Raw genomic sequence first — 24,676 nt, 5'->3', positions numbered from 1 at the left:
GAAGTGGCGCGGGCGATTCAGGCGCGCTACGAGGGTCCCGAGGAGGCGGCGGCTGACATCCGGGCGCGGCTTTCGCGCAAGGAGGTGATCATCGGCTTCGGCCACCCGGTCTATACGGTGGCCGATCCGCGCAATGAGGTGATCAAGGCGGTTGCGCGGCGGCTGGCCGAGGGGGCTGGGGCGCTCAAGCGCTTTGCGGTGGCGGAGGCGATCGAGCGGGTGATGGGCGAGGAGCGGGCGATGTTTGCCAATCTCGACTGGTATTCGGCGCTGGTCTATGAGCTCCTGGGCATTCCCACCCCCATGTTCACGCCCCTTTTCGTGATCGCGCGCACTACGGGCTGGTCGGCCCACGTGATCGAGCAGCGCCAAGACGGCAAGATCATCCGCCCGAGCGCGAACTACATCGGCCCCGAACCCCGCCCTTGGGTACCCATCGAACAGAGGGGGTAGGAGGAGTCCGGCCCGCGGGGCGATGCCCCGCGGGATACCGGACCCTGGCCGTCCCTTGCATGAGCCTGCGAAGGAGAACCATGGAAGCACAATTCTCAAACGTCCGCCCCGCTCCCGACCAGGAGCTCACAGACATCGCCGATTACGTCACCCGGTATGAGATCAGGAGCGAGGAGGCCTATTCCACCGCCCGGCTGTGCCTGATGGATACCCTAGGCTGCGGGCTGGAAGCTCTGGGCTATCCGGCCTGCACCAAGCTGCTGGGTCCCATCGTGCCGGGCACGGTGGTTCCCCACGGTGCCCGCGTCCCGGGCACCCAGTTCCAGCTCGATCCGGTGACGGCCGCCTTCAACATCGGCACCATGATTCGCTGGCTGGACTTCAACGACACCTGGCTCGCCGCCGAGTGGGGCCACCCTTCCGACAACCTGGGGGGCCTCCTGGCCACCGCCGACTGGCTGTCCCGCACCGCCATCGCCCAGGGCAAGCCCCCCCTCACCGTGCGCCACGTGCTGGAGGCCATGATCAAGGCCCACGAGATCCAGGGGGTGATCGCCCTGGAGAACAGCTTCAACCGGGTGGGCCTGGATCACGTGATCCTGGTGAAGGTGGCCACCACCGCCGTGGTGGCCCGCATGCTGGGGTGCACCCACGAGGAGATCATCAACGCGGTGTCCAACGCCTGGATCGACGGCCACAGCCTGCGCACCTACCGCCATGCCCCCAACACGGGCTCGCGCAAATCCTGGGCGGCGGGCGACGCCACCAGCCGGGGGGTGCGCCTGGCGCTGATAGCGAAGAAGGGTGAGATGGGCTACCCGTCCGCCCTCACCGCCAAGACCTGGGGCTTCTACGACGTGCTGTTCCGCGGGCAGCGGCTCAAGTTCCAGCGGCCCTACGGCTCCTACGTGATGGAGAACGTGCTGTTCAAGATCTCCTTCCCGGCGGAGTTCCATGCCCAGACCGCGGTGGAATGCGCCATGCAGCTCCATCCCCAGGTGAAGGACCGGCTCGAGGAGATCGACAGAATCGTGATCCGCACCCACGAGTCCGCTATCCGCATCATCGACAAGAAGGGACCCCTTCACAACCCGGCGGATCGGGACCACTGCCTCCAGTACATGGTGGCGGTGCCGCTGATCTTCGGCCGGCTGACCGCCGCCGACTACGAGGACGAGGTGGCCGCCGACCCGCGCATCGACCGGCTGCGGGAGAAGATGGAAGTGGTGGAGGATCCCCAGTTCAGCCGGGACTACCTCGACCCGGACAAGCGCTCCATCGCCAACGGCGTCACCGTCTATTTCAAGGACGGGACCAAGGCCGGGGAAGTGGTGGTGGAGTACCCCGTCGGCCACCGGCGCCGCCGCAGCGAGGGCATTCCCCTGCTGGAAGCCAAATTCCGCACCAACCTGGCGCGCCGCTTCCCGCCGAAGCAGGCTTCGGCCATCTTCGCCCTATGCCAGGACCAGAAGACCCTGGAAGCGACCCCGGTGCACGAATTCGTCGACATGTTCGTGATCTGACTTGCGTGGCAGCATCGATCCACCTCATACGCGAACCCGGTCAGGGACCGAGAAAGGACTTCAGGCCATGAGCCACAATCTCTTCCATTCGCTCAAGGAATTCGCCCCCGCCAAGGGCAGGAAGGGCAAGCTCTATTCCCTCGCCGCCCTGGAGAAGGCCGGCCTGGGGAAGGTGTCCCGCCTGCCCGTGTCGCTGCGCATCGTCCTGGAGTCGGTGCTGCGCAACTGCGACGGCAAAAAGATCACCGAGGAGCACGTGCGGGAGCTCGCCGCCTGGCGTCCCAACGCGCCCCGTACCCAGGAGATCCCTTTCGTCGTCTCCCGCATCGTGCTACAGGACTTCACCGGCGTGCCCCTGCTGACCGACCTAGCGGCCATGCGCGGCGTCGCCCAGCGCTTGGGCCGGGATCCTAAGCTGATCGAGCCCCTGGTCCCCGTGGACCTGGTGGTGGACCACTCGGTGCAGATCGACTACTACGGGAGCCGGGCGGCGCTGGACCTCAACATGAAGCTGGAATTCCAGCGCAACCGGGAGCGCTACCAGTTCATGAAGTGGGGCATGCAGGCCTTCGACAGCTTCCGCGTGGTGCCGCCGGGCATCGGCATCGTGCACCAGGTGAACCTGGAATATCTGGCGCGGGGCGTGCATCGCAAGAACGGGGTCTACTTCCCCGACACCCTGGTAGGCACCGACAGCCACACCACCATGATCAACGGCATCGGCGTAGTGGGCTGGGGGGTGGGGGGCATCGAGGCGGAAGCGGGCATGCTGGGCCAGCCGGTGTACTTCCTCACCCCGGACGTGGTGGGGGTGCACCTCAAGGGACGGTTGCGCTGGGGCGTGACCGCCACCGACCTAGTCCTCACCATCACCGAGATGCTGCGCAAGGCCAAGGTGGTGGGCAAGTTCGTGGAGTTCTTCGGCGAAGGCGCGGCGGCCCTTCCCGTGCCGGATCGGGCCACCATCGCCAACATGGCCCCCGAATACGGCGCCACCATGGGCTTCTTCCCCGTGGACGACAAGACCGTCCAGTACCTGGAAACCACGGGCCGCACCCAGGAAGAGGTCTCGGCGTTCAAGGCCTATTTCCAGGCCCAGGGGCTCTTCGGCATGCCCAAGACCGGCGACATCGATTACAGCCAGGTGCTGGAGCTGGATCTCGGCGCGGTGGAGCCGTCCCTGGCCGGGCCCAAGCGACCCCAGGACCGGATCCAGATCGGGCAGGTGAAGACCCGGTTCACCGAGCTTTTCGCCAAGCCCATGACCGAGAACGGCTACAACAAACCCAGGGGGGAGCTGGGCAAGCGCTACCGGGCCACCCTGGCTCCGGGCAACCCGGCGAGTGGCGGCGGCGTGATCGCCCCCGAATCCGTGAACGCCGGGGCGCCCGTGGACGTGGTGGAGATGGTGGATAACCGCCCCACCCCCGACCTGGTCACCCTGGAGCGCCCGGCGCCGGAGACGGTGGAGATCGGCCATGGGGACGTGCTGATCGCCGCCATCACTTCCTGCACCAACACCTCCAACCCCAGCGTGCTGATCGCCGCGGGCCTCCTGGCCAAGAAGGCGGTGGAGAAGGGGCTCACCGTCAGGAAGCACATCAAGACTTCCCTCGCCCCCGGATCCCGAGTCGTGACCGAATACCTGAAGCGCTCGGGACTCCTCCCTTACCTGGAGAAGCTGGGCTTCTACGTCTCCGCCTACGGCTGCACCACCTGTATCGGCAACGCCGGTCCCCTCGATCCCGGCATCGAGGAGGCGATCGTGAAGAACGACCTGGTGTGCGCGGCGGTCTTGTCGGGCAACCGCAACTTCGAGGCCCGCATCCACGCCAACATCAAGGCCAACTTCCTGGCGAGCCCACCCCTGGTGGTGGCTTACGCCATCGCCGGCACCATGCTCAAGGACCTGATGACCGAGCCCCTGGGCATCGGCAAGGGGGGCAAGCCCGTATACATCGGCGACGTCTGGCCCAGTCCTCAGGAAGTAGCCGACGCCCTGCAGTACGCCACCGACCCCAAGGTGTTCCGGCGGCTGTATTCCGATTTCACCAAGGACAACGCCCTGTGGGAGAGCATCCCGGCGCCCGAGGGGCAGGTCTACGACTGGCCGGCGTCCACCTACATCGCCGAGCCGCCCTTCTTCAAGGACTTCGACCTGCAGCCGGGCGCGGTGCCGGACATCCTGGGGGCGCGGGCGCTGGGCATCTTCGGCGATTCCCTCACCACCGACCACATCAGCCCGGCCGGCGCCATCAAGGAGGACTCCCCGGCGGGCCGCTACCTCATCGAGCACGGCGTGGGCAAGGCGGACTTCAACAGTTACGGGGCCCGCCGGGGCAATTACGAAGTCATGGTGCGCGGGACCTTCGCCAACGTGCGGATCAAGAACCTGATGCTGCCCCCCAAACCCGACGGCAGCCGGGTGGAGGGGGGCTACACCCTGTACCAGCCCAGCGGCGAGCAGATGACCATCTTCGAGGCGGCCATGCGCTACCTCGCCGAGAGAATTCCCACCGTGGTCTTCGGCGGCGAGGAATACGGCACCGGGTCGTCCCGGGACTGGGCCGCCAAGGGGACCCAGCTCCTGGGGGTGAAGGCGGTGATCGCCCGCAGCTTCGAGCGCATCCACCGGTCCAACCTAGTGGGCATGGGCGTGCTGCCGCTTCAATTCAAGGGCTCCGACAGCGTCCAGTCCCTGGGCATCCGCGGCGACGAGCGCTTCGACATCCTGGGCCTTAAGGATATCCGCCCCCAGCAGGACGTGGACCTAGTGATCCACCGCCGGGACGGCTCCCGCCAGCAGGTGACCTTGCTCTGCCGCATCGACACCCCGATCGAGGTAGACTACTTCCGACACGGCGGCATCCTGCCCTACGTCCTGAGGCAATTGATGGCGTCCTGAGCGACACGCCCGTTCACCCCCAGGGGCCTGTCCGGCTGTGCCGGGCGGGCCCCTGCCGTTTCCGGGGTCCGCCCGGGACGGAGTAAAATTCCCGAAACGGCGCAGCGGGCCGGGGCTTTCCAGGAGGTAACACAGATGGCGGAGAAGGTCGTGAAAAGCGACGAGGAATGGAAGAGACTGTTGACCCCCGAGCAGTACCGGATCACCCGGCATAAGGGCACAGAGCGGGCCTTTACCGGCGAATACTGGGACTGCAAAGAGCCGGGCCTCTACCGCTGCGTGTGTTGCGGAGCGGCGCTTTTCAGCTCCGAGACCAAGTTCGATTCCGGCACCGGCTGGCCCAGTTTCTGGGAACCCGTTTCGCCGGACGCGGTGGCGACGGAAGAGGACTATTCCTTTTTCATGCAGCGCACGGAAGTGTTGTGCAGCCGCTGCGACGCCCACCTGGGCCATGTATTCGACGACGGTCCCCAACCCACGGGGCTGCGCTATTGCATCAACTCCGCCGCCCTGCGCCTGGACCCCGGGAAGGAATGACTAGCCTCACCCAGGCTGCCAGAGTGCTGCTCGCTGCCCACGAGGCCCGGGGCGGTCAAGGCGAAGGCGCGACACCCGCCCAGTTGATCGAGGCCCTGGAGCAGGCCCTGGCCGCTTTCGCCGCCCTGGACCGGGCCCACGGCCCCACCGGAGCGCTGGAGGACGAGGACCCCAGCACGCTGGGAGAATACGCCCTGGCGTGCCTGTCCGATCTCAACCTCTGGGTCCACTGGTTGGGTTGCAGCGAAGAGCGCCAATGGCTGGATCAGGCCACGCTGGACGTGGCCGACTGGATCGTTCGCCACGGGGGCCAGCTGCGCATCCTGGAGCCCCTGGTGAACGCCTTCGCCGCCCGGGCGAATCGCCTGCAGGCGCGGGAGGCCCTGGCAGCCCTGTTCGACGCCATGGGTCCCTTCATCGACCGGGTGGACCTGGCCATCCGGACCGACCCGGACCGGGCCGCGCCCGAGCACCCGTGGCGCATCCTGCTCTCCAACTACGCTATCGTGGCCACCCGCACCCAGGATCCCGAGCGCATGGCCAGGGCCTACCGCTTGATGGAAGCCTGGCTGCCCGAAGCGTGCCCGGAGTTCTTCGAGGAGGCGCTACGCCAATCCCGCAAACCCGTGTACGGAGACGAGGTGCGGACCCTAGTGCGGGAATACCACCGGCGCTGGACCGTGCGGCATTGATCCCCTCGTGCTACAATATGCCCCTTTGATCCTCCATTCGTGATCGCCCGCGACCTCCTGGCCGTCCGGCTGCCGACCCGTTCGTGAAGCTCCTGTTCGATCTTTTCCCGGTCATCGTCTTTTTCGTTGCGTTCAAGCTTCAGGGCATCTACGTCGCCACGGCCGTCGCCATCGCGGCCACCTTCGTCCAGATCGGTTGGGTCTGGTGGCGGCGGGGCGCCGTGGACACCATGCTGTGGGTGAGCATGGCGGTGATCGTGGTCTTCGGCGGCGCGACCCTTTTGCTCCAGGACGAAACCTTCATCAAGTGGAAGCCCACGGTGCTCTACTGGCTGTTCGCGCTCGCCCTGGCCGGAGCCCGGGTCTTCTTCGGCAAGAATCTGATCCGGGTCATGCTGGGGGGGCAAATGGCCCTGCCCGACCCGGTCTGGGCCCGGCTCAACCTGAGCTGGATGGCCTTCTTCGCCGGAATGGGCGCAGCCAACCTCGCCGTCGCCTATACCCTCTCCACCGAGAGCTGGGTCAACTTCAAGGTGTTCGGCGCCATGGGCCTGCTCCTGCTTTTCGTGCTGGCGCAAGGCGTCATGCTGGCGAAATACTTGCAGGATGAGCGCGGCGGATAGCTGCCCATGCTCTACATGATCTTCGCGGAAGACGCCCCCGACAGCTTGGAGAAGCGGCTGGCTGCGCGACCGGCCCACCTGGAGCGCCTGAGGGCCCTGCAGCAGGCGGGCCGCCTGGTGCTGGCGGGGCCGCTCCCCGCCCTCGACAGCCCCGACCCCGGGCCTGCGGGATTCTCCGGCAGCTTCATCGTGGCTGAGTTTCCCTCCCTCGCCGACGCCCGGGCCTGGGCGGAGGCCGATCCTTACGCAACGGCGGGCGTCTACGCCCGGGTCACGGTGCGGCCGTTCAAGAAGGTGTTGCCGGTATGAGCACCGAGGAACGGATCCGGGAGCGGCTGAAAGCCCTCGCGCCCGAAGCGCTGGAGGTGGTGGACGAGAGCGCTCTCCACGCCGGCCACCAAGGGGCGAAGAGCGGCGGCCACTACCGGCTTACCGTGGTTTCCCCCCGATTTGCCGGCCAGAGCGTCATGGCGCGGCACCGGATGATTTACGAAGCCCTGCGCGACCTGATGCAGAAGGAGATTCATGCCTTGAGCATCCGGGCCCTCGCCCCCGACGAGTTTTAACCCCTTTACCCCAAGGAGTGTCATGACCCCCGTTTGGAATCGAATCACCCTGGCCGCGGCCTTCGCCGCGGCCGCCCTCTCGCCAGCGCTCCATGCCCAGGAAAGCGCCAAGCCCCCCGCCAAAGAAAGCAAGGCGGCCGTCGTGAACGGCGTCGTCATCCCCCAATCCCGGGTCGACCAATTGGTCAAGGAGCGGGTATCCCAAGGGCAGCCCGACACCCCCCAGTTGCGGGAGAGCGTGAAAGAGTCCCTCATCACCCAGGAGGTGGTGACCCAGGAGGCCGTCCGCCAGGGCATCGACAAACGCCCCGAAGTGGCCACCCGGCTGGAGCTCGCGCGCCAGAACGTGCTGATCCGCGCCTACCTGGAGGACTACTTCGCCAAGAACCCCGTCACCGACCAGGCGGTCAAGCAGGAATACGATCGGCTGAAGGCCCAACTGGGGGACAAGGAATACAAGGCGCGCCACATCTTGGTGGAGACCGAGGCGGAAGCCAAGAGCCTGATCAGCCAACTGAAGGGCGGGGCGAGCTTCGAGAAGCTGGCGGCGGAAAAATCCAAGGACCCCGGCTCCAAGGAAAACGGGGGCGACCTGGGCTGGAACTCGCCGGCGAGCTACGTCAAGCCCTTCGCCGAGGCCCTCACGAAACTGCAGAAGGGCCAGACGACCCAGCAGCCGGTGCAGACCAGCTTCGGCTGGCACGTGATCAAGCTGGAGGACGTGCGGCCCCTCAAGGCGCCTCCCTTGGAGGAAGTGCAGGACAACATTCGCCAACAGCTCCAGCAGCAGGCGCTGATGAAGCTGGTGGCCCAGCTACGCCAGAAGTCCAAGATCGAATAACGGCGAGCGGGCCCGCTAAAAGGTGTTCTCCACCCGGGTGATCTGGGGGAACTCCTGGCGGATCGCCCGCTCCACCACGTGCTTCAAGTCCAGCACGGAGCGCGGGCAGCCGACGCAGTTGCCCTTGAGCCGCACCCGCACCACCGTGCCGACGATTTCCACCAGCTCCAGGTCGCCCCCGTCCCGCAACAGCACCCGCCGGGCCCGCTCCAGGGCCGAGCGGAGCTCTTCCTCGGTGGGCGGCGGCGCGTCGGGGGCGGCGACGACCCGGGCCTCCAGCTCCCGCGCCAGCATCGCCTGCCGGCGGGAGATGCGCAGCGCCAGCATCGGGTCCCGTTCGTAGAGGGCGTCCAGCTCCTCTTCGGTGTAAAACGGCGGATCGTAGGTTTTGCTTTCTCCGCCCATCGGACTCACCCGATCCACCTCCGGGCATTGCGGAACATCCTCAGCCAAGGTCCCTCCTCGCCCCATTCGTCCGGGTGCCAAGAAAACTGCACGGTGCGGAACAGCCGCTCGGGGTGGGGCATGAGGATGGTAAAGCGCCCGTCCCGGCTAGTGAGCCCCGTGATGCCCCGGGGCGAGCCGTTGGGATTGCAGGGATAGATTTCCGTGGGCGCGCCTCGGTGATCGATGTAGCGCAGCGCCACCAGGGGAAGGGCGGCCTCGAGCCGCTCCTCGTCGGCGAACTCGGCGTAGCCCTCCCCGTGGGCCACCACGATGGGCAACTGGCTTCCTTCCATGCCGGAGAAGAACAGGGAGGGGCTACGGGTCACCTCCACCATCACCAGGCGCGCTTCGAACTGGTCGGAGCGGTTGCGCACGAAATGGGGCCAGGCCTCCGCCCCCGGGATGAGATCCCTGAGGCTCGCCATCATCTGGCAGCCGTTGCACACCCCCAGGGCGAAGGTGTCGCCGCGGCGGAAGAAGGCCTCGAACGCCTCCCGCGCCCGGATGTTGAACAAGATCGACTTGGCCCAGCCTTCCCCCGCTCCCAGCACGTCGCCGAAGGAAAAGCCGCCACAAGCAGCCAAGCCCTGGAAGCCCGCCAGGGTTTCCCGGCCGGCGATCACGTCGCTCATGGTCACGTCCACCGCCTCGAACCCGGCCCGGTGGAAGGCAGCCGCCATCTCCACCTGCCCGTTCACCCCCTGCTCCCGCAGGATGGCCACCCGGGGACGGACGCCGGTGGCGATGAAAGGAGCGGCCACGTCGTCGGCCGGGTCGAAGGCGAGGCGCGCCGAAAGGCCCGGATCGGTCTCGTCCAACAGCCGGTCGTGGGCTTCCTGGGCGCATTGGGGATTGTCCCGCAGCTTCTGCAGCTCGTAGCTCGTCTCGCTCCAGGCCCGCTGCAGATCGGCGCGGCTCGCCGCCAGCACCGTCACATTGTTGTGGATGAACTCGATCCGGTCGTTATCGGTCAGCCCACCGATCACGTGGAACTCGGCCCCCAGGCCCGCTTCGACGAAGGCCTGCATCACTGTCTGGCGGTCGCGCCGCCTGATCTGCAGCACCGCGCCCAGCTCCTCGCTGAACAGCACCTCCACCATGCGCCGGTGGTACACGCCGCCCATGGGCTGGGTGCGGATCTCGGCGGCGTCCACATCGCCCAAGTGGGTCAAGTAGCAAAGCGTGTCCAGGAGCACGTAGAGGCCCGTGTGGCCAGCAAAGGCCATTTCGCATAAGGTGGCGAAGAGACCCCCGTCGGAGCGGTCGTGATAGGCGAGGATCCTGCCTTCCGAGCGCAGCCGCTGCACGGTGGCGAAGAACGCTTTGAGCTTGTCCGGATCGTCCAGATCCGGCGCCCGATCGCCCACCTGGTTATAGACCTGGGCGAGGGCCGAGCCCCCCAGCCGGTTGCGGCCGCTGCCCAAATCGATCAGCACCAGCTCGGTCTCTCCCGCGTCGGTGCGCAACTGCGGCGTAAGGGTCGTGCGCACGTCCGCGACCGGCGCCACCGCGGTGACGATAAGGGAAAGGGGGGCGGTGACTTCCTTGCGCTCCGGCGCGTCCCATACCGTCTTCATGGACAGGGAATCCTTGCCCACCGGGATGCTCACCCCAAGGCGAGGGCATAGCTCCAGCGCCACCGCCCGTACCGTGTCGTAGAGGGCCGCATCCTCCCCGGGATGGCCCGCCGCCGCCATCCAGTTGGCGGAGAGCCGGATGTCGCCTATGGAGGCCACCGGCGCCGCGCACAGGTTGGTGATGGCCTCCCCCACCGCCATTCGTCCCGACGCCGGAGCGTCGATCAAGGCCAGAGGCGAGCGCTCCCCCAGGGCGAAGGCTTCGCCCCGGTAGGTGTCGAATCCCATACAGGTCACGGCCACGTCGGCCACCGGCACCTGCCACGGTCCCACCATCGGATCCCGGACCGAAAGCCCCCCTACGGTGCGGTCGCCGATGGTGATGAGGAAGGTCTTGTCCGCCACCGCCGGCAGTCGCAGCACCCGGTACGCCGCCTCCTCCAGGGAGATGGGGTACGGGTCGAAGGGCGGTAGCCGCCGGTGCAAACGGTTCGCCTGGCGGGTCATCCGGGGAGGCTTCCCCAGGATGACCGCCAGGTCCACGTCTACCGGGCGGTTGCCGAACACCGGGTCCGTCACCACCAGGCGCCCGTCCCCGGTGGTCTCCCCCAGCACGGCGTAGGGGCAGCGCTCCCGCTCGCACAGGGCGGCGAAGCGTCCCAGGTCCTCGGGAGCGATGGCGAGCACGTAGCGCTCCTGGGACTCGTTGCACCAGATCTGCATGGGGGACATGCCCGGCTCCTCGGTGGGGATCCTGCGCAGATCCACCCGGGCGCCCCGCCCCGACGCGTGTACCAGCTCGGGCAGCGCGTTGGCGAGCCCCCCGGCGCCCACGTCGTGGATTGCCAGGATGGGATTGGCCTCCCCCAACTGCCAGCAGCGGTCGATCACCTCCTGGGCGCGCCGCTGCATTTCCGCGTTGCCCCGCTGGACCGAATCGAAGTCCAGGTCGGCCACGTTGGCCCCGGTATCCATGCTGGAGGCGGCCCCTCCGCCCAAGCCGATCAGCATGCCGGGCCCCCCGAGCTGGATGAGGAGCGCACCCACGGGCAGCTCGCGCTTGAACGCTTGCCGCTCCAGGATGTTGCCGATCCCGCCGGCGATCATGATGGGCTTGTGGTAGCCCCGCACTTCCCCCGCCACCTCCACCTCGAGGGTGCGGAAGTAGCCGCCCAGGTGGGGCCGGCCGAATTCGTTGTTGAAGGAGGCGGCGCCGATGGGGCCCTCCAGCATGATTTCCAGGGCCGAGGCGATGCGCTCGGGCTTGCCATAGGGAGGCCGGCCCGGGACGTCTCCTTCCCACGGTTGCAACCACCCGGGAATCCGCAGGTTGGAGACGGAGAAACCGGTCAATCCCGCCTTGGGCTTGGCGCCCCGGCCGGTGGCGCCCTCGTCCCGGATCTCCCCGCCGGCGCCGGTGGCCGCCCCCGGGAAGGGGGAAATGGCCGTCGGATGGTTGTGGGTCTCCACCTTCACTAGGATGTGAAGGTCCTCCTCGTGGAAGCGGTACACCCGGTCCTGGGCGTCGGGACCGAACCAGGCCACCCGGGCGCCCCGGATGACGGCGGCATTGTCCGAATAGGCCACCAGCGTGTCCCGGGGGCGCCGGGCGTGGGTCGTACGGATCATGCCGAACAGGGTGTCCGGCTGCTCCACCCCGTCGACCACCCAGCGGGCGTTGAAGATCTTGTGGCGGCAGTGCTCCGAGTTCGCCTGGGCGAACATCATAAGCTCCACGTCGGTGGGGTTGCGCCCCGCCGCCTGGAAGCTCGCCGCCAGGTAGTCGATCTCGTCCTCGGAGAGGGCGAGCCCCAGGACCCGGTTGGCCTCCTCCAGGGCCGCCCGGCCCCGGGCCATGAGGTCCACCTCCTTGAGGGGAGCGGGCTCGTAGTGGCGAAACAGCCGCTCCGCATCCTCCAGGGTGGGGAAGACCGCCTCGGTCATGCGGTCGTGGATCAAGGGGGCGAGCGCCGCCTGATCCTGAGGTCCCCAAGGCCCCTCCATCATCACCCGGTAGACCACGCCCCGCTCGATGCGCTCCACGGCGCTGAGCCCGCAGCGCCGGGCGATGTCGGTGGCCTTGGACGACCAGGGGGAGAGGGTCCCCGGCCGGGGCACCACCAGGAGCATGGGAGCGGCCGCCTCCTCCGGGGAGGGGGCAACCCGGGCGGAAGCCGGTCCGTAGCTCAAGAGGGAAGCGAGGACAGCGCGGCGCTCCGGCTTGAGCTCCCCCCGCAGGGCGACGAAGTGCCAGTACCGGGCGTCCACGTCCCGCACGGCGGGGAGCTGGGCCCGAAGGCGGGCGAGGAGCTTGTCGCGCCGGAATGGGGTAAGGGCCCGAGGGCCGGGCAGGCGCAGGATGGAGGTTTCGCGCAGCATTTAGAAAAGTTTAATTTTATCCGAGAAAGGGCCCTTGGCCACGAACCCACGCGAACTCTCCTAGCCCGGGCCAGGTTGCCCGCCCTGTGCCGATCGCCGAAAATAGCCGCGCAAATCCTCCCCGCCCTGCCCTTATGCTCGCCCCCCCTTTCGGCCGCGTCTACACCACCGAGGAAATCCGCGCCATCGAGCACGCCGTGCTAGGTCGTCCCGACCCGCCTCCCCTCATGGAGCGGGCGGGCCTGGCCGCGGCCAAGTTCGCCCATGCCCGGATGCTGGACGAGCGCCGCACTTCGGTGCTGGTTCTGGCCGGCCCGGGGAACAATGGGGGCGACGCCCTGGTCGCGGCGCGCCATCTCAAGGCCTGGTGGTACCGGGTGGACGTGGTGCTCGCTGGCGATCCCGGCCGCCTCCCCCGGGACGCGACCCAGGCCCTGGAGCGCTGGCGCGCCGCGGGGGGTCGAGTGCTGGACCAGATCCCCCCGGGGCGCCGCTGGGATCTCGTGATCGACGGGTTGTTCGGGTTGGGGCTGACGCGGGACGTGGAAGGCCGCCACCGGGCCCTCATCGAATGGATGAACGGCTCCCGGCTGCCGGTGCTCGCCATCGACATTCCCAGCGGCCTGGACAGCGACACGGGCCGGGTCCGGGGCACCGCCGTGCGGGCGGCGGCCACCGTCACCTTCATGGCCTTGAAGCCTGGGCTACTGACCCTGGACGGTCCCGACCATTGCGGCGAGATTGCCGTGGATCCCCTGGGGCTCGTCCCCGAGGACTTCCCGCCCCAGAGCGTGTTCCTGGTGGAGCGGGACCGGGCCCTCGCCCCCTGGAAGCCCCGTCCACGCAACAGCCACAAAGGCCTGTTCGGCAGCGTCGGCATCCTGGGCGGTGCCCCCACCATGGTGGGCGCGGCCCTGCTGGCGGGACGCTCCGCCCTCAAGCTGGGGGCCGGCCGGGTGTACGTGGGATTGATGGCCCGGGACGGGCCCGCCTGCGACCCGGGTCAGCCCGAGCTTATGCTGCGGCCGCCGGAGGCCTTGTTCCAGCTCGAGCACCTGAGCTGCCTCGCCGTCGGGCCGGGCATGGGCCTGTCTTCCGACGCGTACCAGTGGCTCAAGGCCGCCCTGGAGACCCGGCTCCCCCTGGTGCTGGACGCCGACGCCTTGAACCTCCTCGCCGAATTCCCCCCCCTGCGGGAGGCCCTCGCCGCCCGGGGCCACGCGGTGCTCACTCCCCATCCCGCCGAAGCCGCGCGACTGCTCCAGACCTCCACCGCCCAGGTGCAATCGGACCGCCTGGCGGCGGCCCGGCGCCTGGGGGAAGCCTTCCGCTCGCCCGTGGTGCTCAAGGGGGCGGGGAGCGTCTGCGCCCTCCCCGACGGCACGCGCCATATCAACCCCACGGGCAATCCGGGCATGGCGAGCGCCGGCATGGGGGATGTCCTCACCGGCATGATCGCGGCCCTCATCGCCCAGGGGCTCTCTCCCGAGCAGGCCCTGCTTCTCGCCGTGCACCTGCACGGCGCCGCCGCCGATCGCTGCGTCGAGCAGGGCTGCGGGCCGGTGGGCCTGACCGCCGGGGAGACGGCGGACGCGGCCCGGGAGCTGCTCAATCAGTGGATCGGGCTCAAAGGCTCTACTTAACCGCGAAATCAGCGCTCGGCTGCGGATTCGGGAGGCATGAGGTGGATGGCCTCCGCCAGGAGGGACACCCGGATCGGCTCCCCCGGCGCCACCCGGTTGCGCCGGGCCACGTGGGTGGGCACCGAGAGGGCCAGGGGCAGCGCCTCGCTCCCTTCCACCCGCATGGTCACCGCGGTCATCTCCCCCAGGGGGATGCATTCGTCCACCACCCCCGCCACCGGGTTCTCCCGTTCCCCCCGGGAGGGGCGGTCGCGCCGGTGCAGGATCACGCTCTCCGGCGGGATCAACCAGGCCACGGCGGTGCCCGCGGGGAAGCGCGGGTCGTGGCGCGCCTCCAGCGTGAGGTCCCGCCAGCGGATGAGGGAAAGGCCTCGCTCGGGCCGCTCTTTCATGACAACGCCATGGAACAGGTTGGTGTGGCCGAGCAGCCGGGCCACCGCGACGGAGCCCGGGCGGGCCATCAGCTCCTCCGGCGCCGCGGCGGTCAGGGTCGCGCCCCGCTGCAGGATCACCATGCGGTCGGCCAGCATTCGCGCCTCCTCCAGGTCGTGAGTCACCAGCACGATGGGAAGCCGCAAATCCCGGCGCAACTGCACCAGTTCCCGCTGCAGCTTGCGTCGCGTGACATGGTCCACCGCCGAAAAGGGTTCGTCCATGAGCAGCACTTTGGGTTCCCGCGCGAGCGCCCGAGCCACCGCCACGCGCTGCTGCTGGCCGCCGGAGAGTTCCTTCGGTCGGCGAAATTCAAGGCCATCCAGGTGGACCTGCTTCAGGAGCTGTCGCGCCCGGGACAGTCGCTGTTCCCGCGGCAGGTGTCCCAAGGCGGCCGCCACGTTCTCCACCGCGCTCAGATGGGGAAAGAGCGCGTAGTCCTGGAACACGAAACCCACCGACCGCTCCTGGGGTCGGCGCACGATAGCGCGCCCGGTATCGAGCCACACTTCGCCATCACAGCGCACCTGTCCCCACGAGGGACGATACAAACCCGCTATACACCGAAGAATGGTGGACTTGCCGCTGCCCGATGGACCCACCAGCACCACCAGCTCTCCGGGCGCGCAGTGGAACTGGGCGTTGAGTGGAATAGGACCTGTTTGGCGAAATTCGACGGCAAGTCCCAATTCAGACACGGTAGCGCGGTGAGCGGTGGGTGATGAGGTAAACGATGCCGGTAGAGAAAAAAGAAAACGCCAACAACAGGGCCGACATGGCTCCAGCCGCCTGATGGTCGAAAGCCTGGACCCGGTCGTAGATGGCGATGGCGATGGTCTTGGTCTCTCCCGGGATGTTGCCGCCCACCATGAGCACCACGCCAAACTCCCCCAGGGTATGGGCGAAGGTAAGCGTCGCAGCGGTGAACACGCCTGGCCAAGCCAGCGGCAGCTCGATTCGCCAGAAGGTCCGCCAAGCAGACATGCCGCTGCACCAAGCCGCTTCCCGCACTTGATCGGGAATCGCTTCAAAAGCCCGTTGCAACGGCTGCACGGTGAAAGGAATGTTGAACACGATAGAGGCGATCAATAGCCCCTGGAAGCTGAATACCAGCGTTTTTCCGAACAAGGATTCGTAGAGCTGGCCGATCGGGGAGGCAGACCCCATGACCACGAGCAAGTAATAGCCCAGCACCGTGGGTGGCAGCACGAGCGGCAGCGCTACTGCCGCTTCGATCCATCCTTTACCGCGAAAAGCGTTCCACGCCAGGGAACGAGCGACGAGGATGCCAAGCGGCAGCAGCACCGCCACCGTGGCCGCAGCCAGCTTGAGCGAAAGGATGAGCGCCGTCCAGTCCATGGAAGCTTTCATCCCCCCTCGGCCGGGAGAACGAAACCGTAGCGTCTGAATACCTCTCGAGCGTCGGAAGATTGCAAGTAACGGTAAAACAGCCGCGCAACCTCCCCTGCGCCGCGCATGAGTACCATGCGTTGGCGTAACGGCGGATGCCAGTCCTCGGGGATCAGGGCGAACCGACCCAGCTCCTTGAGCTTGGGCGATAGCGCCAAAGAATAGGCGATGATGCTCCCTTGGGCGGAGCCAGAAGCGGCGAACTGGGCCGCCTGGGAAACATTCTCTCCCAGCACGAGCCGGGGCGCGATCTTCTCCCACAACCCCCGCCGACGCAACGCCGCTTCTGCCGCCCTTCCGTAGGGAGCGTGCTCAGGATTGGCGATGGCGAAACGGCGCAACCGCCCCTCATCCAAAGCGCGCGCCAAGTCCTCGAGCCGGCCGTCCGGCTCGAGGGGCGAGCCTTTGGGAACAAACAGCACGATGCGCCCCACGGCATAGAGTGTGCCCGTGTCCTCAGTGCGTCCCTGCGCAGCCAGGCGTAAGACGTAATCTTCATCGGCGGACAGAAACAGCTGGAACGGCCCGCCTTGGAGGATCTGGTGATAGAAATTCCCCGACGAGCCGTAGCTCAGCCGCAGCCGATGGCCCGTTTGTCTTTCGAACTGCTGGGCAATTTCCGACAGCGCGAACTGAAGGTCAGAGGCAGCGGCGATGACTGGCGCCTCCCCGGCCCGCGCTGGCCAGCCGAACGAAAGCGCCCAGACGAAGGCGGCGAGCACCGCCCAGGTCCTGCGGCCCATGGGAAAGCTCCGTTATGTTTTATTGAATATAACGAACCCGCGAATTATCGACGCACCCCTCGGACGATGTCAACAAACCGGTGAGGCTACTCGCCCGAACGCAGCAAGCGCCGGAACGACTCCACTTCCCCTTCTACGCTCATCCGCGCTTTGTGCTCCATGGCCCGGTAGCGCACGAGCACTTCGCGCCCGAAGGGCGTCAACACCGCGCCGCCTCCGTGACTGCCGCCGGTCGCTGTTTCCACCAGCGGCTCGCGGAAAGCTTGATTCATGCGCGCCACCAAGCTCCAAGCTCGGCGGTAAGACATGCGCATGCGCCGGGCCGCGCCGGAGATAGAGCCCGTTTCGGCGATGGCTTCCAGGAGATCCGCTTTGCCGGGTCCAATGCCCAGTTCCCGCCCCAGCAGCACCCGCACCTTGAGGGGACGAGACGAGCTTGGGGGCGATTGAGTCGTGTCGCTCGCCTTCGGTCTAGATTGGGGACGCGATGCAGAGCGGACCGAGACAGCGGGAGCGCGAGTCATGAGACGGCATCAAGCCTGCCAGCGGGCCGCGGCAATGTCGTCGGATTCGCGCGCCTCGACCCAACGGGTCCCGGAGGGCGTCTGCTCCTTTTTCCAGAAGGGCGCTCTGGTTTTGAGGTAGTCCATGATGAACTCGCAGGCGGCAAAGGCATCGCCCCGGTGCCCGCTTGCCACGGCCACCAGCACGATCTGGTCGGTGGGCTTGAGGGGCCCGACGCGATGGATGACCAGGATATCGATGACGTCCCAGCGGTCCTTCGCCTGGGTCACGATGTCCTCAAGGGCTTTTTCGGTCATGCCGGGATAGTGCTCCAGCACCATGTCCCGTATCGACTCCCCCTCGTTCACATCCCGCACCAGTCCTACGAACGCCGCTACTGCGCCCACCTTGGGATTATTCCGGCGCAGCGCCTGGATCTCCAGGCCCACGTCGAAATCTTCGGTCTGAACGCGAACGCTCATGTCAGCCTCCCGTCACGGGGGGGAAAAAGGCGACTTCGTCGCCGTCTCCGACGGCGGTGCCCAGGTCTGCCATGCGCTGGTTCACGGCCACCCGCACGGCCCGCCCTGGCGCCAGCTCCTCGGCCCACGGGCTTCCCCGCGAGCGCAGCCATTCCACCAGGGAAGCCACGTCGCGAATGCCCGAGCCCATAGCCACTTCTTCGGCGCTCGTCCCCAGGGCTTCCCGCAACCGCGCGAAATAGAGAATCCTCACCATCGCCCGATCAGCCTCCTTGCGACGTCCCGAACCTGCTAGGGCCGCGCGCTGACAGCGCGCGGCGCAGACCCGTGAAGTCCATTATAAAGCCGCAGATGGCGTCGTAATCGCAAAGATCGAACTGCGGAAGGCCGGTCTCAAGGGGCTCGTCGGTGGCCACCGCCACCACGTGGCGGTCGGTCGGATGCAGCAGCGGCTTCCCGGTGGCCTTCCGGTGCACCTCGAGCTTGGGGAAGTCTTGTTTCTTGAAACCCTCGATCAGCACCAGATCGCAAGGCGAGAAGCGCTTGAGGTGCTCTTCCAAGGCGGGCTCGGGCCGACCCCGCAGCTCGTGCATCAGCACCCAGCGGCTCGGCGAAGTGACCAGCACTTCGAAGGCGCCGGCCTCCCGGTGCCGGTACGAGTCCTTTCCCGGCTGGTCCACATCGAACCCATGGTGCGCGTGCTTGATGATCGACACCCGCAGCCCCTCCATCACGAGACGCGGAATGAGCTGCTCGATCAACGTGGTTTTGCCGCTGCCCGAGTAGCCGGCGATACCGAACACTTTCATCATTACAGCTCCTGTACCGGCCACCTCTGTCTTCACGCGTGACGATAGCGGGCGATCAGGCTGGACGCCGCCCCGGGGGCGCGCTCCTGATAGACGGGCTCCGAAAGCAGCCACACGCTAAACTCTGCCCCCTTGCCGTACTCGCTGTCCACCGAGAGGGTACCGCCGTAGCGCTCCACCAGGGTGTAACTGATGGACAGCCCCAGGCCCGTGCCGTGCTGCTTCTTGGTCGTATAGAAGGGATCGAAAATCCGGCTCAGATCCTCCGGGCGGATGCCCGGCCCCGTGTCTCGCACCGACACCACCACGCCCTTGTCCTCCCAATCCCGGCTGCTCAAGGTCAGGGTCCCCCCTTCCTCCATGGCCTGCACCGCGTTGACGATGAGGTTGATCAGCACCTGCTGCAGCTCGTTGCGATTGATACCCACGCTGCGGGTGGCCTGGTAGCGGCGCGCGATCTGGATGTCGCTCTTGGCGAGGACGTGCCGCACCAGCACCAGGCAGTCATCGAGCACGGCGTTGACCTCCACCGGCTCCACGTAGCCCGCGAATTCCGAGGGCCGGGCGAATTGCAGCAGCTTGGTCACGATCTCCCGGATGCGGTTGGCCTGCTCGTCGATTAGCCGGATCTCCCGCTTGACCGGCTCGGCCGCGGGCCCCAGCACCTCCCGCACCACCTCCAGGTTGCCCTGGATCACGGCGATGGGGTTGTTGATCTCGTGGGCCACCCCGGCGGTGAGTTCGCCGATGGCCGCCAACTTTTCCGACATGACCAGTTGCCGCTGGGCGTCGCGCAAATGGCGGTTCGCCTCCTCCAGCTCGCGGGTGCGCTCGATCACCTTCTGGTCGAGTTCGTCGGCGAGCTGCTGAAGTTCCCGGTTGCGCGCCTGGAGCCGGTCCAGCAGCTCGTCGAAGTGGGCCGCGAGCCGCCCGATCTCGTCGCGGCTGCGCACCGGACCGACCCGGGCCTCCGCTTCCCCCGCCTCCACCGCGCTCATGGTCTGGCTCATGCGCTCCAGGGGCTGGAAGACGTTGCGCGCCCAGCGCAGGGAGACCACGCTGCCCAGCACGCCCACCAGCAAGAACAGGGCGCCGATCACCCCCAGGGCGTGAAGCTTGGCCCGCTCGAAAGGCGCTTCCAGGTAGCCCACGTACAGCATGCCCACCCGCCGGCCGCGGTCGTCGGTGACGGGCTCGTAGCCGGAGACGTACCAGTCGTTGACCACGAACGCCCGGTCGAGCCAGGTATCGCCCTCCTCCAGCACTTTCTTGCGCACTTCCGCCGACACCCGGGTGCCCAGCGCCCGCTCGCCCTGGAACAAACGCACGTTGGTGGCGATGCGCACGTCGTCGAGAAATAGGGTGGCCGTGCCTTTGCTTCCGAGGGGAAGGGACCCCTCCCGGTACACGATGCTGTTGATGTTGTCCACGAAATCCAGGTTGCGGTTGAGGAGCACGCCGCCGTGCAGCACGCCCGCTAGCCGACCGCTCGCGTCGAAGACCGGCGCCGCGGAATGGATCATCATGCCTCGGTCCTCGCTCTTGCGCTCCGTGGGCACGGCCTTCTCGGTAGGCACCAGGGGAATGAAGGCCTGCTCCTTGAGCCGCGGGCTCAGCGCCCCGAGTTGCTCGGCGGAAAAGATGGCGATGGATGTGCCCCCCTCGCCGTGGGACGCGCCTTGCACCACGGGCCATTCCAGGTAATTGGCCGGCTGCCACAGATCGTGGCCGGCCGCCACCACGTTGCCCTCCAGGTCCAGCAGGTGGAGGAAGTCCAGGTGCAGATCGCCCCGCTCGGCGGAAAGCAGCCGGGCGAGGGCCTCCCGCCGGGGCGCCGTGGCGGCGGTCACCAGTCGGTGGGACGAGGCGAGCCCGTGCACCTGGGCGCCCACGCTGGCGATCACCCGCTCGAAGTACTCATGGGCCACCGCTAGGTCGGAGTTGACCTTGAAGATGAGCAGGTTGTGGTAGGAGGTGTTGCCCCAGTAGATCACCAGGGCGAGCAGGATCGGCAGCACCACCGTGATCGGCAGCAGCACCATGGCGAGCAGCTTGGCGCGCACCGACGAGCGGAAGCGATGGTGCAGGAAAAGGACGAAGGGCATGGAACGAAGCCGCGGCCGGAAAGATCGGCCTCTGTCAAGAGACCTTCCACAGAGCGCACTTGCGCTCCAGGGTCTTGCGGGAAATCCCGAGCCGCCGCGCCGCCTCGGACTTGTTGCCCGAGACCGCCCGCAGGACGTTGAGGATATGCTGCTTCTCCACTTCTTCCAGGGGCAGGACGGAAGCGGGGGCGTGCTCCTGAGCCACGGACACGGCCGCTGGCAGGTTCTCCAGGGGCACCCGCCCGAGGATCAGGGAGCGCTCCACCAGATTGCGCAGCTCCCGGGCGTTGCCCGGCCAAGGGTAGCGGACCAGGGCTTCCAGCACCTCCGGGGTGAGGGGGACGCGGGGCACGCCCAGCCGGCCCGAGAGCTCCTCCATGAAGCGGCGGGCCAGCACGGGGATGTCCTCCGGGCGCTCCCGCAGGGGCGGGATGAGGATGTTCACTACGTCCAGGCGGTAGAACAGGTCCTGCCGAAAGCGGCCTGCGGCCACCTCCGGAGCCAGGTTGCGGTTGGTGGCGGCGACGATGCGCACGTCCACCGGGATCTCCCGCTCGGAGCCGACTGGCCGGATTTTCTTCTCTTCCAGCACCCGCAGTAGCTTGGTCTGCATGGGAAGGGGCAGCTCCCCGATCTCGTCCAGGAACAGGGTGCCCCCCTGGGCGTAGAAGAAGAGCCCGTTGCGGGATTCGCTGGCCCCGGTGAAGGCTCCTTTCACGTGGCCGAAAAGCTCGCTCTCGATGATCTCCGGCGAGATGGCGCCGCAGTTGACCGGCACGAAGGGCCGCTGGGCCCGGGGGCTCAGCTTGTGCAGCGCCCGGGCGGCCACCTCCTTGCCGGTGCCGGATTCGCCCTGGATCAGGACGGTAGTGGGCAGGGGCGCCAGCCGGCGGATGATTCGGCGCAGCTCTTCCGCCGCCTCGGATTCCCCCACCAGGTCCTCCAGCCCCGCCAGCTCCCGCACTTCCCGGCGCAACACGAAGTTTTCCCGAGCGAGCCGCGCCCGGTCGAAGCAGCGCTGGATGGAATTGAGGAGCTGGTCGATGCGGAAGGGCTTGAGGATGAAGTCCGAGGCGCCCGCCCGCAGGGCGTCGATGGCGGTCTCCAGGTCCGCAAAAGCGGTGATCAGGATGACTTCCCCGTAGAACCCGGACTCCCGCAGCTCCTTGAGCCAGACCACCCCCGCCTTGCCGGGGAGGGCGATGTCCAGGATGACCAGGTCGAAATGGCAGCGCTCCACCAGCCGCGCCCCTTCCTCGGCGGTGGCCACCGTCTCCACCAGCCCGCAGCCCCGATTCTTGAGGGCGCGGCTGATGAAATTGCGCATTCCCTCCTCATCGTCCACCACCAAGACGGCGTATTGGTCCCAAGGGGTGTCCGCAGGCGTGCGTTGGACTTCCGGCGGTGCAGCCCGGGTTCTTCCAGACCCAGCCATATTCCTCCGCAGAAAACTGTTTTTTTGACAGAGCATTAGAGCATTATTGAGACATTTTGTCCACTATTTTAAGCCCCCCGCGAAGGGGGGTTAAAAAAGATCATGATCCCCAAGGCCTACCTTCCCGCGTCCTCGACCGCAAAAGGCGCATGCTCAGCGAGCTTTTGCGGTGCTCGGACCGGCGTTCGGAAAGAACAACTGCTCTCCGTCGATTTTGAAGCTCGCGATGGCCTGCTGGCCCTCCGGGGAGACGAGCCAGTCGATGAAAGTCTGCCCCCAGTCCCGCCTGACGTAGGGGTGCCGGGCCGGATTCACCAGGATCACCCCGTATTGATTGAACAACCGTTGGTCCCCTTCCACCAGGAGGGCGAGGCCGCCCCGGTTCCGGAAGCTCAACCAGGTCCCCCGGTCGGACAGGAGATAGGCGTTCATGGAGGCGGCGGTGTTGAGGGCGGGTCCCATGCCGCAGCCGCACTCCCGGTACCAGGGCCCCTTGTGCCGATCGATGTCGATCCCCGCCAGCGCCCATAGCCTGCGCTCGGCGGCGTGGGTGCCGCTCTTGTCTCCCCGGGACACGAAGGGGGCTCGCGCCGCCTCAATGTTCTTGAGGGCGGCCACGATGTCCTTGCCGCCTGCCCCAGCCGGGTCCGAGCGGGGCCCGATGAGAATGAAATCGTTGTACATCACCTGCCGGCGTTCGACCCCATGGCCCTCGGCGACGAATTTTTCTTCCGCCGCCTTATCATGGACGAACACCACGTCCGCGTCCCCCCGCCGGCCGATGTCCAGGGCCTGGCCGGTACCCACCGCCACCACCCGCACCTGGATGCCGGTTTTCTGCTCGAACAGGGGAAGCAGGTGCTTGAACAGCCCCGATTGCTCGGTGGAAGTGGTGGAAGCCACCGTGATATAGCGGTCCTCTGCCCAGGCGTTGGCGAGGGTGACCAAAGCAAGCGCCAAGACGAGGGAAATTCGCCGCTTCAATGCCATGGAAGCTCTCCCTGAATGAATGCCTCGGCTTCGACCGAGGCGGGTTTGCGGAAAAACTGGTCTGCGGCGCTCCGCTCCACCAGCCGCCCCTCGTAGAGGAACAGGACCTCGTCGGCAAGGCGGCGCGCCTGCCCCAGGTTGTGGGTGGTCATCACGATCTTGGTCCCTTCGGCATGGATCGCGGCGATGATAGCCTCCACCTCCCGAGAGGCCCCCGGGTCCAGGTTGGCCGTGGGCTCGTCCAAGAACAGGACCTCGGGCTTCAAGGCCCAGGCCCGGGCGATGGCCAGGCGCTGCTGCTCGCCACCGGAGAGCACCCGGGCCGGACGATCGGCGAGGGCGGAAAGCCCGACCCGCTCCAGGGCCTGCCAGGCCCGGGCTTCCCGCTCTCGCCGCGGCACGTGGGAAAGCTTCAGGGCATAGCGGATGTTGTCGATGGCCGAGCGGCGCAGCATCACCGGCCGCTGGAACACCATGGCTTGCCGCCGGGGCTCGCCGGGCGCCTCCGGCGCGTTCCAGCGTATCGAGCCGCTGGTCGGGGCGAGCAGCCCGTGGCACAGGCGCATGAGCACGCTCTTGCCCGCTCCGTTGGGCCCAAGGATGACGGTGCGCTGCCCCGGCCCGATCTCCGCCGTGATGCGGTCGATGAGGATGCGGCCGCCGGCCCGGTAGCTCACCTCCGTGAGGACGAGGGGCAGCAAGGAGGCGTCGAGCTTGGTCGCGGACCTATCCATAGCGGCGCTGGGCCATTTCCTTCACCAGGTACGCCGCCGCGTTGAGGGACAGCACGATGGCCATGAGGATGATCCCCAGCCCCAGGGCGAGGGGAAGATCCCCCTTGCTGGTCTCCAGGGCGATGGCGGTGGTCATGACCCGAGTCACCCCGTCGATGTTGCCGCCCACGATCATCACCGCCCCCACCTCGGCGGCGGCCCGCCCGAAGCCGGCGAGGATCGCCGTCACCAGGGAAAAGCGGCAGTCCCACAACAGGGTGAGGGCCCATTGCACCGGGCCCGCCCCCAGGGACTTGAGCTGCTCCGCGTATTCGTTCCAGGCGTCCTCGACGGCCTGGCGCGCCAGCGCGGCGATGATGGGGGCGACCAGCACGGTCTGGGCGATCACCATGGCGGCGGGGGTAAACAGCAGGCCCAGCTCGCCCAAAGGCCCAGCCCGGGACAAGAGCAGGTAGATGAGCAATCCTGCGATCACCGGTGGCAGCCCCATGAGGGCGTTGAGGATCACGGTCACCGCCCGGCGGCCGGGAAAGCGGGCCACCGCCAGGGCGGCCCCCACCGGCAGGCCGATGAGGGCGGCGAGCCCCACCGCCGTGAGGCTCACCCGCAGGCTCAAGCCCACGATCTCCCACAGGGCGGAATCGGCGCCGCCGATGAGGGCGAGGGCCTGGGAAAAAGCCAGCCCCAAGGTGCCGTTCACAGGAACAAGCCCTCCGGCCGAGAACCGCACCCCGTCTCCCCGCCCGTCGCAAAGCTTAATATGCAACTGTTATTCATAAATCGTTATATTGATTGATGCACAATACTATTTTTCGTTGCTTATTCTTGCAATATGCTCTATTTTGC

The 24,676-nt window shown here is 67.3% G+C and carries 24 protein-coding genes; 10 read left to right on the top strand and 14 right to left on the bottom strand.

Going from position 1 to position 24,676, the window contains the following annotated elements:
* The 9 genes from ACTFO6_RS12190 to ACTFO6_RS12150 form a co-directional block, all read left to right on the top strand.
* Nucleotides 1-453 (top strand): citrate/2-methylcitrate synthase (locus tag ACTFO6_RS12190; protein WP_439934717.1); only part of this gene is annotated, 453 nt, incomplete at its 5' end.
* Between the two features lie 80 nt (nt 454-533).
* On the top strand, nt 534-1,976 hold the full coding sequence (locus ACTFO6_RS12185; protein ID WP_439934716.1) for a bifunctional 2-methylcitrate dehydratase/aconitate hydratase: 1,443 nt from the start codon (nt 534-536) through the stop codon (nt 1,974-1,976).
* Between the two features lie 67 nt (nt 1,977-2,043).
* The gene (locus ACTFO6_RS12180) at nt 2,044-4,881 is read left to right on the top strand and encodes an aconitate hydratase (protein ID WP_439934715.1); all 2,838 of its coding nucleotides are present in this window, start codon (nt 2,044-2,046) and stop codon (nt 4,879-4,881) included.
* 135 nt (nt 4,882-5,016) lie between these two features.
* The gene (msrB, locus tag ACTFO6_RS12175) at nt 5,017-5,418 is read left to right on the top strand and encodes a peptide-methionine (R)-S-oxide reductase MsrB (protein WP_439934714.1); all 402 of its coding nucleotides are present in this window, start codon (nt 5,017-5,019) and stop codon (nt 5,416-5,418) included.
* Nucleotides 5,415-6,110 carry a hypothetical protein gene (locus ACTFO6_RS12170; RefSeq protein WP_439934713.1) on the top strand — a complete coding sequence of 232 codons (696 nt, stop codon included), beginning with the start codon at nt 5,415-5,417 and terminating at the stop codon, nt 6,108-6,110. Before msrB ends, ACTFO6_RS12170 begins: the two co-directional genes overlap by 4 nt.
* 83 nt (nt 6,111-6,193) lie before the next feature.
* Nucleotides 6,194-6,733, top strand: coding sequence for a septation protein A (locus tag ACTFO6_RS12165; RefSeq protein WP_439934712.1), 540 nt, complete (start codon nt 6,194-6,196; stop codon nt 6,731-6,733).
* A 6-nt stretch (nt 6,734-6,739) separates the two neighbouring features.
* Entirely contained in the window at nt 6,740-7,042 is a 303-nt protein-coding gene (locus ACTFO6_RS12160) for a YciI family protein (protein ID WP_439934711.1), read from the top strand.
* A complete protein-coding gene (locus tag ACTFO6_RS12155; RefSeq protein ID WP_439934710.1) occupies nt 7,039-7,299 on the top strand; it encodes a BolA family protein in 261 nt (86 codons plus the stop codon). Before ACTFO6_RS12160 ends, ACTFO6_RS12155 begins: the two co-directional genes overlap by 4 nt.
* 22 nt (nt 7,300-7,321) lie before the next feature.
* Complete coding sequence (locus ACTFO6_RS12150) at nt 7,322-8,140, top strand: peptidylprolyl isomerase (protein ID WP_439934709.1); 819 nt, start codon at nt 7,322-7,324, stop codon at nt 8,138-8,140.
* Between the two features lie 15 nt (nt 8,141-8,155).
* Here ACTFO6_RS12150 and ACTFO6_RS12145 read toward each other — a convergent pair whose 3' ends face one another.
* Both ACTFO6_RS12145 and purL read right to left on the bottom strand, forming a co-directional pair.
* On the bottom strand, nt 8,156-8,593 hold the full coding sequence (locus ACTFO6_RS12145; protein WP_439934708.1) for a NifU family protein: 438 nt from the start codon (nt 8,591-8,593) through the stop codon (nt 8,156-8,158).
* Nucleotides 8,551-12,543, bottom strand: coding sequence for a phosphoribosylformylglycinamidine synthase (gene purL, locus ACTFO6_RS12140; RefSeq protein ID WP_439934707.1), 3,993 nt, complete (start codon nt 12,541-12,543; stop codon nt 8,551-8,553). The genes ACTFO6_RS12145 and purL overlap by 43 nt, the downstream gene beginning before the upstream one ends.
* A 134-nt stretch (nt 12,544-12,677) precedes the next feature.
* Between purL and ACTFO6_RS12135 the strand changes: the two genes are divergently transcribed.
* A complete protein-coding gene (locus ACTFO6_RS12135; protein ID WP_439934706.1) occupies nt 12,678-14,186 on the top strand; it encodes an NAD(P)H-hydrate dehydratase in 1,509 nt (502 codons plus the stop codon).
* A gap of 8 nt (nt 14,187-14,194) precedes the next feature.
* Here the strand turns inward: ACTFO6_RS12135 and ACTFO6_RS12130 are convergent, their stop codons facing one another.
* From ACTFO6_RS12130 to ACTFO6_RS12075, 12 genes are all read right to left on the bottom strand, one after another.
* Nucleotides 14,195-15,316 (bottom strand): ABC transporter ATP-binding protein, encoded by a 1,122-nt coding sequence (locus ACTFO6_RS12130; protein WP_439934705.1) that lies wholly within the window; start codon nt 15,314-15,316, stop codon nt 14,195-14,197.
* Nucleotides 15,309-15,977 carry a molybdate ABC transporter permease subunit gene (gene modB / locus ACTFO6_RS12125; protein ID WP_439934728.1) on the bottom strand — a complete coding sequence of 223 codons (669 nt, stop codon included), beginning with the start codon at nt 15,975-15,977 and terminating at the stop codon, nt 15,309-15,311. The genes ACTFO6_RS12130 and modB overlap by 8 nt, the downstream gene beginning before the upstream one ends.
* Before the next feature lie 8 nt (nt 15,978-15,985).
* Nucleotides 15,986-16,771: a molybdate ABC transporter substrate-binding protein gene (gene modA / locus ACTFO6_RS12120; RefSeq protein WP_439934704.1), complete on the bottom strand. Its 786-nt coding sequence runs from the start codon at nt 16,769-16,771 to the stop codon at nt 15,986-15,988.
* An 86-nt stretch (nt 16,772-16,857) separates the two neighbouring features.
* Entirely contained in the window at nt 16,858-17,187 is a 330-nt protein-coding gene (locus ACTFO6_RS12115; RefSeq protein ID WP_205617518.1) for a winged helix-turn-helix domain-containing protein, read from the bottom strand.
* Between the two features lie 117 nt (nt 17,188-17,304).
* Nucleotides 17,305-17,757: a molybdopterin synthase catalytic subunit MoaE gene (gene moaE, locus ACTFO6_RS12110; RefSeq protein ID WP_439934703.1), complete on the bottom strand. Its 453-nt coding sequence runs from the start codon at nt 17,755-17,757 to the stop codon at nt 17,305-17,307.
* Between the two features lies 1 nt (nt 17,758).
* The gene (gene moaD, locus ACTFO6_RS12105; RefSeq protein ID WP_439934702.1) at nt 17,759-18,013 is read right to left on the bottom strand and encodes a molybdopterin converting factor subunit 1; all 255 of its coding nucleotides are present in this window, start codon (nt 18,011-18,013) and stop codon (nt 17,759-17,761) included.
* 7 nt (nt 18,014-18,020) lie between these two features.
* On the bottom strand, nt 18,021-18,566 hold the full coding sequence (gene mobB / locus ACTFO6_RS12100; RefSeq protein ID WP_439934727.1) for a molybdopterin-guanine dinucleotide biosynthesis protein B: 546 nt from the start codon (nt 18,564-18,566) through the stop codon (nt 18,021-18,023).
* A 32-nt stretch (nt 18,567-18,598) separates the two neighbouring features.
* Nucleotides 18,599-20,671: a sensor histidine kinase gene (locus ACTFO6_RS12095; protein ID WP_439934701.1), complete on the bottom strand. Its 2,073-nt coding sequence runs from the start codon at nt 20,669-20,671 to the stop codon at nt 18,599-18,601.
* 34 nt (nt 20,672-20,705) lie between these two features.
* Nucleotides 20,706-22,106, bottom strand: coding sequence for a sigma-54-dependent transcriptional regulator (locus ACTFO6_RS12090; protein WP_439934700.1), 1,401 nt, complete (start codon nt 22,104-22,106; stop codon nt 20,706-20,708).
* A gap of 153 nt (nt 22,107-22,259) precedes the next feature.
* A complete protein-coding gene (locus ACTFO6_RS12085; RefSeq protein WP_439934699.1) occupies nt 22,260-23,096 on the bottom strand; it encodes a substrate-binding domain-containing protein in 837 nt (278 codons plus the stop codon).
* Entirely contained in the window at nt 23,087-23,830 is a 744-nt protein-coding gene (locus tag ACTFO6_RS12080; RefSeq protein WP_439934698.1) for an ABC transporter ATP-binding protein, read from the bottom strand. Before ACTFO6_RS12080 ends, ACTFO6_RS12085 begins: the two co-directional genes overlap by 10 nt.
* Complete coding sequence (locus ACTFO6_RS12075; RefSeq protein WP_439934697.1) at nt 23,823-24,530, bottom strand: ABC transporter permease; 708 nt, start codon at nt 24,528-24,530, stop codon at nt 23,823-23,825. Before ACTFO6_RS12075 ends, ACTFO6_RS12080 begins: the two co-directional genes overlap by 8 nt.
* Between the last annotated feature and the right edge of the window lie 146 nt (nt 24,531-24,676).

It is taken from the genome of Pelomicrobium sp. G1 (assembly GCF_051905455.1).
Classification (GTDB): domain Bacteria; phylum Pseudomonadota; class Gammaproteobacteria; order Burkholderiales; family UBA6910; genus Pelomicrobium.
This window is presented reverse-complemented; position numbering and strand designations above follow the sequence as displayed.